The organism is Streptomyces sp. GbtcB7, from assembly GCF_019091445.1.
Classification (GTDB): domain Bacteria; phylum Actinomycetota; class Actinomycetes; order Streptomycetales; family Streptomycetaceae; genus Streptomyces; species Streptomyces mirabilis.
The window spans coordinates 128,486-135,177 of sequence record NZ_JAGXJM010000034.1 but is presented as its reverse complement, the minus strand read 5'-3'; the positions used below and the strand labels follow the sequence as shown (position 1 = coordinate 135,177).

The 6,692-nt window shown below is 68.2% G+C and carries 4 protein-coding genes and 1 pseudogene; 3 read left to right on the top strand and 2 right to left on the bottom strand.

Annotated features, from left to right (window positions below; translation table 11 throughout):
• Nucleotides 1-175, bottom strand: a pseudogene (locus KVT44_RS58850) (NYN domain-containing protein); the annotation flags it as partial.
• A 225-nt stretch (nt 176-400) separates the two neighbouring features.
• Here KVT44_RS58850 and KVT44_RS41730 point away from each other — a divergent pair.
• Nucleotides 401-577 (top strand): hypothetical protein, encoded by a 177-nt coding sequence (locus KVT44_RS41730; RefSeq protein WP_167552113.1) that lies wholly within the window; start codon nt 401-403, stop codon nt 575-577.
• A gap of 103 nt (nt 578-680) precedes the next feature.
• Here the strand turns inward: KVT44_RS41730 and dnaE are convergent, their stop codons facing one another.
• Entirely contained in the window at nt 681-4,220 is a 3,540-nt protein-coding gene (gene dnaE / locus KVT44_RS41725) for a DNA polymerase III subunit alpha (protein ID WP_217573077.1), read from the bottom strand.
• 270 nt (nt 4,221-4,490) lie between these two features.
• Here dnaE and KVT44_RS41720 point away from each other — a divergent pair, with 270 nt between their 5' ends.
• Complete coding sequence (locus tag KVT44_RS41720; RefSeq protein WP_097284298.1) at nt 4,491-5,834, top strand: DUF2252 domain-containing protein; 1,344 nt, start codon at nt 4,491-4,493, stop codon at nt 5,832-5,834.
• 91 nt (nt 5,835-5,925) lie between these two features.
• On the top strand, nt 5,926-6,612 hold the full coding sequence (locus KVT44_RS41715; RefSeq protein WP_217573075.1) for a hypothetical protein: 687 nt from the start codon (nt 5,926-5,928) through the stop codon (nt 6,610-6,612).
• Nucleotides 6,613-6,692: the final 80 nt, after the last annotated feature.

Below are 6,692 nucleotides of genomic sequence, written 5' to 3'. Positions count from 1 at the left end.
TGCGCAGCAGGGGCCGCTCCGTGTCGGACTCGGCGCGCTCGCGCAGGCCCTGGATGAGGGCGGCGTGGTCGACGGTGGTCCGGGATCGCGAAGGCTCCCCGGCGAGGAGACTGGCAGCAGCCCCGAGCAGATACCCGGCGTCCACCAGGACGATGCAGCGGTCCACGCGGTCCACCCTCTTTCCGGTTCCGGGAGGTTTGCTTCGGGCTTCCTTCGAGTCTGCCCGACGGCGCGGAGGTTAACGGCCCGAACTCGATCTTCGGCGTGGCGAATCGGGGGATAACGCTCCGACAGGGCTTATTACGCACGGTAATTCTCCGAAATGCACTGCTTGTCAGGCTATGTGAATGTGAATCTGGATCCGGCCCTGACCCCTAGGGCCCCACAGGAGGCAATCACCATGGCCAAGAACAAGAACCGCAAGCAGGGCGGCCAGCAGGACCGCTCCTCGCAGGCCGAGCGTGCGCAGGAGCAGGCGCAGCGGTCCTCGACGGAGGCTCACACGCCGATGTCGCAGGCCCAGGGCAGCCCCGCGGATGTCGCCCGCAAGCACCAGAAGCGCTTCGGCCACAACTGAGGCCACGCGTAAGGGCTGTTGAGGCCCAGGCATACACCGAGGGGCGCACCCGACAACGGATGCGCCCCTCGCGTACATCATCTGATCCTGTCGGCTGATCCCGTCAGCCCGCGAGGCAGGACGGGCCCAGCAGCACCTTCAAGTCACCGAACAGCGCCGGATCCGGCTTCACCCGGTGCCGGTCGAGCCGCAGCACGGTGGTCTTGCGCGGGCCCTGGAGCCTGATGCGCACCTCGCTCTCGCCCTTGTGGTGGCTGAGGATCTCGCCGAGGCGGCTCACCATCGGCGGGGTGACCTTCAGCGCCGGGATCGTGAGGATCACGGGCGCGTTGGTGCCCGCGTTCGACAGGTCGGGGACCTGGAGTTCCATCGCGACCAGCCGCGGCACGTCCTCGCGCTTGTCGAGGCGTCCCTTGACGAAGACGACCGCGTCCTCGACGAGTTGGGTCGACACCAGCTGGTACGTCGCCGGGAAGAACATGCACTCGATGGAACCGGCCAGGTCCTCCACCGTGGCGATCGCCCAGGCGTTGCCCTGCTTGGTCATCTTGCGCTGGAGGCCCGAGATGATGCCGCCGATGGTGACGACCGCGCCGTCCGCGTGCTCACCTCCGGTGAGCTGGGAGATGCCCGCGTCGGCCTTGTCGGACAGCACGTGCTCCAGGCCGAAGAGCGGGTGGTCGGAGACGTACAGACCGAGCATCTCCCGCTCCTGGGCGAGCAGATAGGCCTTGTCCCACTCGTCGGTGGTGAACTCCACGTCGAGTCCGAAGCCCGGCTCGCTGGTGTCCTCGTCGCCCATGCCGCCGAAGAGGTCGAACTGGCCCTCGGCCTCCTTGCGCTTGACCTGCACCACGTTGTCGATCATCGGCTCGAACTGCGCGGTGAGGCCCTTGCGGGTGTGCCCCATGGTGTCGAACGCGCCTGCCTTGATCAGCGATTCCGTGGTGCGCTTGTTGCAGGCGACGGCCTCGACCTTGTCGAGGTAGTCCGGGAAGGAGGCGTACTTCCCCTTGGCCTTGCGGCTCTTGATGATCGACTCGACGACGTTCGTGCCGACGTTGCGGACGGCGGAGAGGCCGAAGAGGATCACGTCGTCGCCCTGGGCGGCGAAGTTCTGCTCCGACTCGTTGACGTTGGGCGGCAGCACCTTGATGCCCATGCGCCGGCACTCGTTCAGATAGATCGCGGACTTGTCCTTGTCGTCCTTGACCGAGGTGAGCAGGCCCGCCATGTACTCGGCGGGGTAGTTCGCCTTCAGGTAGGCGGTCCAGTACGAGACCAGTCCGTACGCGGCCGAGTGGGCCTTGTTGAAGGCGTAGCCGGCGAAGGGGACCAGCACGTCCCACAGGGCCTGGATCGCCTCGTCGCTGTAGCCGTTCTTCTGGGCGCCGGCCTGGAAGATGGTGAAGTTCTTCGCCAGCTCGTCGGGCTTCTTCTTGCCCATCACGCGGCGCAGGATGTCGGCCTCGCCGAGCGAGTACCCGGCGATGATCTGGGCGGCCTTCTGCACCTGCTCCTGGTACACGATCAGGCCGTAGGTGACCGCCAGAACCTCCTGGAGGGGCTCCTCCAGCTCCTTGTGGATCGGCGTGATCTCCTGCAGGCCGTTCTTACGGAGCGCGTAGTTCGTGTGCGAGTCCATGCCCATCGGGCCGGGACGGTAGAGCGCCGAGACGGCGGAGATGTCTTCGAAGTTGTCGGGCTTCATCAGGCGCAGCAGCGAGCGCATGGGGCCGCCGTCGAACTGGAAGACGCCGAGGGTCTCACCGCGCTGGAGCAGTTCGAAGGTCGTCGGATCGTCGAGCGGGAGGGCCAGCAGGTCGAGATCGATGCCCTTGTTGGACTTCACCATCTTGACGGCGTCGTCCATGATCGTCAGGTTGCGCAGGCCGAGGAAGTCCATCTTCAGCAGGCCGAGCGACTCGCACTGCGGGTAGTCCCACTGCGTGATGGTCACGCCGTCGGTGTGCCGCACCCAGACCGGGGCGTGGTCGACGATGGGTTCGCTGGACATGATGACGCCGGCGGCGTGCACGCCCATCTGCCGGACCAGGCCCTCGACGCCCTTGGCGGTGTCGATGACCTTCTTCACGTCCGGCTCGTTCTCGTACATCGAGCGGATCTCGCCGGCCTCGCTGTAGCGCGGGTGCGAGGAGTCGGTGATGCCGCTGAGGTCGATGCCCTTGCCGAGGACGTCGGCGGGCATCGCCTTGGTGAGGCGGTCGCCCATGGCGTACGGGTAGCCCAGGACGCGCGCGGAGTCCTTGATGGCGTTCTTCGCCTTGATCTTTCCGTAGGTGCCGATCATGGCGACCTTGTCGGCGCCGTATTTCTCGGTCACGTACCTGATCACCTCGACGCGCCTGCGCTCGTCGAAGTCGATGTCGACGTCGGGCATGGAGACGCGCTCGGGGTTCAGGAACCGCTCGAAGATCAGACCGTGCGGGATCGGGTCGAGGTCGGTGATGCCCATGGCGTACGCGACGATCGAACCGGCCGCCGAGCCACGGCCCGGGCCCACGGCGATGCCCTGCTTCTTGGCCCACATGATGAAGTCGGCGACGACGAGGAAGTACCCCGGGAACCCCATCTGGATGATGACGTCCATCTCGTACTCGGCCTGCTTCTGGCGGTCCTCGGGGACGCCGCCGGGGAAGCGGCGCTCCATGCCGAGGCGCACCTCCTCCTGGAACCAGGTGACCTCGGTGTAGCCCTCGGGGATGTCGAACTTCGGCATGAGGTTCTTCGCCTCGAACATGCCGGCGGTGTCGATCTGCTCGGCCACCAGGAGGGTGTTGGCGCAGCCCTGCTGCCAGGCGTCCGAGGAGTCGACGGCGTACATCTCGTCCGTGGACTTCAGGTAGTAGCCGGTGCCGTCGAAGCGGAAGCGGTCCGGGTCGGAGAGGTTCTTGCCGGTCTGGATGCACAGCAGGGCGTCGTGGGCGGTCGCCTCGTGCGCGTACGTGTAGTGCGAGTCGTTCGTCACCAGGGGCGGGATGCCGAGCTTCTTGCCGATCTCCAGGAGTCCGTCACGGACCCGGCGCTCGATCTCGATGCCGTGGTCCATCAGCTCCAGGAAGTAGCGGTCCTTGCCGAAGATGTCCTGGTACTCGGCGGCCGACTTCAGTGCCTCGTCGTACTGGCCCAGGCGCAGGCGGGTCTGGAGCTCGCCGGAGGGGCAGCCGGTGGAGGCGATGAGCCCCTCGGACCACTGGGAGATGGTCTCCTTGTCCATCCGGGGCCACTTCTGGAGCCAGCCCTCGGCGTACGCGTCCGAGGAGAGCTTGAAGAGGTTGTGCAGGCCGGTCCGGTTCGCCGCCCAGATCGTCTTGTGCGTGTAACCACCCGAACCGGACACGTCGTCGCGCTTCTGGTGCGGCTGGCCCCACTGGATCTTGCGCTTGTTGCGCCGGGACTCCGGGGCGACGTACGCCTCGATGCCGATGATCGGTGTGACGCCCGCCTTCTTCGCCGTGTGGAAGAAGTCGTAGGCCCCGTGAAGGTTGCCATGGTCACTCATGGCGATGTGCGTCATGCCCATCTCATTGCAGGCGTTGAACATGTCCTTGAGCCGCGCGGCACCGTCCAGCAGCGAGTACTGGGTGTGGACGTGCAGGTGCGTGAACGGCGGCTTTGACACGGCTTCGGCCTCCAAGAAGAACAATCGTCGACAGGCTGCGGACAGTCTGGGGGGACAGCGTCGAAGTCTATGACGCGCCACTGACACTCCGCGGCCGATCACCCGTACCTTCATGCGGGGCGCGGGGCACGCGCGCGTACCGTTCGTCCCCGGCGCGCGGGCACTCCCGCGTACCTTCGTCCGTTGGGAGAGGACGGAAGCAACCGTCCCGGCGGACGGACACGTCCTTCCCCCATGTCAAGCACCACCTGCACCAGGAGGCACCCAGCGATGTCGGTCCCGCAGCTCAGCGCCGAGCAACGCGGCGAGCAGATCCTCGCCGTCTTCGACACCGCCTTCGGCGAGCTCCTGGCCGCCGACCCGGCCGCGTTCCGCGTAAAGTTCCGCAAGATGGCGGCCTCCGCCTTCGCGTTCTACCGGGGCACGGCGGGCCTCTTCTACCACGACCTCACCGCGGAGATCGGGTTCGGGCCCAGGCGCGGCGGACCGTACCTGGACGAGCGCACCTCCCGCGTGTGGATCCATGGCGACCTGCACGCCGAGAACTTCGGCACGTACATGGACGCCAACGGCCGCCTGATCTTCAACGTGAACGACTTCGACGAGGCGTACGTCGGCCCCTTCACCTGGGACCTCAAGCGATTCGCCGCCTCCGTGGCCCTCATCGGGTACGCGAAGGCGCTCAGTGACGACCAGATCACCGAACTGGTCAAGGTGTACGCGGCCGCCTACCGCGAGCGCATCCACGCCCTGGCCACCGGCGCCAAGAGCGACGAGGTGCCGCCCTTCACCCTGGACACGGCCGAGGGCCCGCTCCTGGACGCGCTGCGTGACGCCCGCTCGCTGACCCGCTTCGGGCTGCTCGACTCGATGACCGAGATCCGCGACTTCGAGCGCCGCTTCGCGCCCGGCGGCGGCTCCATCGAGCTCGACGCGGCCACCCGCTACAAGGTGCTCGCGGCCTTCGACGGCTACCTGGAGACGCTCCCCGAGTCCTCCCTGGCCCGCCCGGACTCCTACCGGGTGAAGGACGTCGTCGGCCGGCGCGGCATCGGCATCGGCTCCGCCGGGCTGCCTTCGTACAACATCCTTCTGGAGGGCAACAGCGACGCCCTGGAGAACGATGTCGTGATCTACATCAAGCAGGCCCAGACCCCGGCCGTCTCCCGGCACATCACGGACTCCTCGATCCGCGAGTACTTCCAGCACGAGGGCCACCGCACGGTGATCTCCCAGCGCGCCCTGCAGGCGCACGCCGACCCGTGGCTGGGCTGGACCGAGCTGGACGGCGCCGGCCAGCTGGTCGCCGAGGTCTCGCCGTACGCGGTGGACCTGGACTGGGGCGACATCGACGACCCGGAGGAGATCGCCTCGGTCGTCGCCGACCTCGGCCGGGCCACGGCCACCATGCACGCCGCGGCCGACGACGAGAGCGGCCACTCGGAGCTGGTCCCGTTCTCCACCGAGCGGGCCATCGACGCGGCGATCGCCGCCGACGAGGACGGCTTCTCGGGCCTCCTGGTGGACTTCGCGCACAGCTACGGCGCACGCGCGCGTGCCGACCACCAGATCTTCGTCGACCTGTTCCGCAACGGCCGGATCCCGGGCCTGTAGGCACCCGGACGACGGACCCACAACGCTCCCGTAACACATAGGAACCCTTTAGGGGGCTCTTACGGGAGCACGTGGGACACTCGGCTCCGCTATGGACATATCCGGGACCCAGCTCAGAGCCGTGCGCGCGGCACTGTTCACGGCTGTCGTCGTGACGCTCTCCACCGCGTCGCACGTTCTGCTGTCCCGGGTCCCGCTGCCGCTGGGCACCATGGCGGCGATCGCCGCGGCCGTCTTCGTCATCGCGTACGCGCTGGCGGGCCGCGAGCGCGGCTTCGGCCGGATCGCCGCCCTGCTCATCCCGCTGGAGCTGACCGCCGACACCGTGTTCACCACGGGCCAGCACGTCTGTTACGGCAGGGCGGGCGGCCCCGTCGCGGGCCCGCTGCGCTCGGTCGGCTTCGACGTGCTGTGCGGCGGCGGCAGCGTGGGCACCCCGCTGGCCCATGTGACCGGCGGCAGCGGCGACCGTGCCGCCACCCTGCTCGCGCAGACCGACCCGGCCGCCGCCTGGCTGCTGCTCGCCGCCCATGTCAGCGTCGGGCTGCTCGCGGCCGCCTGGCTGCGCCGCGGCGACCGCGCCCTGGACCAGCTGCTGCGCGCGGTGGCCGCGGCCACCTTCCGGCCCCTGCTGATCGCGGTCGCCGCGGTGACCGTACGGCTCGCCCCGGTACGCCGGCTGCCGCGCCCCGCGCGCCGGAGCGCGGGCGCCCGCACCCGCCTGTTCGTGCACTCCCTGGGACGGCGTGGACCGCCGCTCTCGGCCGCTTTCGCCTGAGCCATCGCTTCTGCGCGACAGCCCTTGAGCACCAGCGGTCCCCCATACGTATCCCGCGTACGACGTGTGCGCGTCCCCCA

Excerpts from the sequence above, each read along its gene's own strand:
- KVT44_RS41720 (WP_097284298.1), top strand. The coding sequence starts at position 4,491 with ATGTCGGTCCCGCAGCTCAGCGCCGAGCAACGCGGCGAGCAGATCCTC.
- KVT44_RS41730 (WP_167552113.1), top strand. The coding sequence starts at position 401 with ATGGCCAAGAACAAGAACCGCAAGCAGGGCGGCCAGCAGGACCGCTCC.
- KVT44_RS41715 (WP_217573075.1), top strand. The coding sequence starts at position 5,926 with ATGGACATATCCGGGACCCAGCTCAGAGCCGTGCGCGCGGCACTGTTC.